The 1,659-nt window shown below is 46.5% G+C and carries 3 protein-coding genes; all 3 read right to left on the reverse strand.

What is annotated here, in order from left to right; genetic code table 11:
* On the reverse strand, nucleotides 1-248 hold a 248-nt coding region (locus tag FUA25_RS13170), incomplete at its 3' end, for a TlpA disulfide reductase family protein (RefSeq protein WP_147757394.1).
* Complete coding sequence (locus FUA25_RS13175) at nucleotides 248-1,348, reverse strand: efflux RND transporter periplasmic adaptor subunit (protein ID WP_147757395.1); 1,101 nt, start codon at nucleotides 1,346-1,348, stop codon at nucleotides 248-250. The genes FUA25_RS13170 and FUA25_RS13175, both read right to left, overlap by 1 nt.
* 10 nt (nucleotides 1,349-1,358) lie before the next feature.
* The coding region (locus tag FUA25_RS13180) for an efflux RND transporter permease subunit (protein ID WP_147757396.1) at nucleotides 1,359-1,659 on the reverse strand (301 nt) is incomplete at its 5' end.

Consider the following 1,659-nt stretch of genomic DNA (forward strand, 5'->3'; position numbering starts at 1 on the left):
TCAACACAGGGTCTGCACCAGGTCGCCCAGAAATTGATGAAGACCACCTTTCCTTTCATTTCAGACAAAGAAATGTTCCTGCCATTCTCATCTACAAAAGTAAGATCGCTCTTCTTTCTGTCTTCGGTTTTGTTAATTACGATTTTTGATTCCGATTTTTCTTGTGACAGCTGGGCTTTGCCGGAAAAGGAAAAGGTGAGTGCTGCCATAAGCAGCGCAGTTTTTGTTATGTTTAAAAAGGTACTCATTATGAATTATTTTTAGGGGTTTTTGCTTTTCCTTCTTCTATCTCTTCAGAAGGTTTTTTTAATATTTTATCGTTTGGATACAGATCTCCGAACACTTCCGTCAGGTTGTTGTAGGAAATACCTTCTTTTATGGGAACCCTTTTCACTTCGTTATTGTTATAGGTCATCACGAAAGTTCCCGACTGGGTCCGCATAACACTTTTTTCCGGGACAAAATAGGTCGCTGCATTTCTTTTCAGGTTCAGATGAACCTGCGCATATTCACCACCGCGAAGCACCGAACCTGTATTCTGAACATCGAATTCCAGTGTTAAAGACCGGTCACCCTGACTGATCATGCCTGAGTTTCGGGAGAGCCTCGCCTTGAATTTTTCACCCGGAATTGAGTTGACGGTGAAGCTGGCATCCATCATGTTGTTCACTGAAGCTGCATGTTTTTCGGGCAGCGATACAGTAAGCCGCAGTTTGCTTTTCTGGGCAATGGTGAAAATAGGAACACCGGAATTCGGTCCGACCAACGCGCCGCCCGACAGGTTTCTTTCCATAATCACTCCGCTGAAGGGCGCCGTAATTCGCAGATAACTGTTCATCTGGGATGATCTGCCGGTTCCGGCCTTAGAGGCTTCATATCCTGCTTTCGCACTCTGCATCAGGCTTCTGGCCCGGTCAAGTTCAATCTCTGCAACAGCTCCGCGGGTTTTGGCAGCATCTTTCAGGCGATCATAGGCCTGCTTTGAATAAAGGTAATCAGTATGCATTTTCTGCTGCGAAGATTTGTCTGAAAGGTAATCCTGGTTCATCTCAGGCGCTTCCAGCACTGCAAGCAGTTGTCCTTTGGAAACCACAGAGCCTCTGTCGGCATATATTTTCCGGATAAATCCGGGAACTTTCGCAAAAATCTGTACCGATTCGTAGGGCTTCAGTTCCCCTGGGACCGAAATCTGATACACCGGGTTCAGGCTCTGTATTTCTGCAGTTTCTAGTGAGTGAGCGGGTTTCACCACTTTAACGGCGGATGTGCTTACTTTTTTTTCTGAACAGGAAGCTAATCCCAACACGATAAGGCCCAGGATCAGCAGTTTTATTTTTTTTAAAATCATTTGTAAAGGTTTAGGATGATACAATTACCGGTTTCACATAAAATTTACTCGCTTCATCTTCGGCATCCAGAGAGGGATTGCCCAAACCGGCTTTAGACATCATGGATGCAAAAAAGTGCGGTACGATTAGCAGGATGGTGGCAGTAGAGGCGATAATTCCACCGATGGCTGCCCGGCCCAGCGGAGCAACCTGCTCAGAACCTTCCCCGATCCCCATCGCCATAGGAATCATTCCGGCCACCATGGCCAGAGCGGTCATCAGAACAGGACGTAATCTGGAAGCTGCTGCCATTCTGGAGGAATGCAGCGGA

It is taken from the genome of Chryseobacterium sp., from assembly GCF_008014695.1.
Taxonomy (GTDB): domain Bacteria; phylum Bacteroidota; class Bacteroidia; order Flavobacteriales; family Weeksellaceae; genus Kaistella.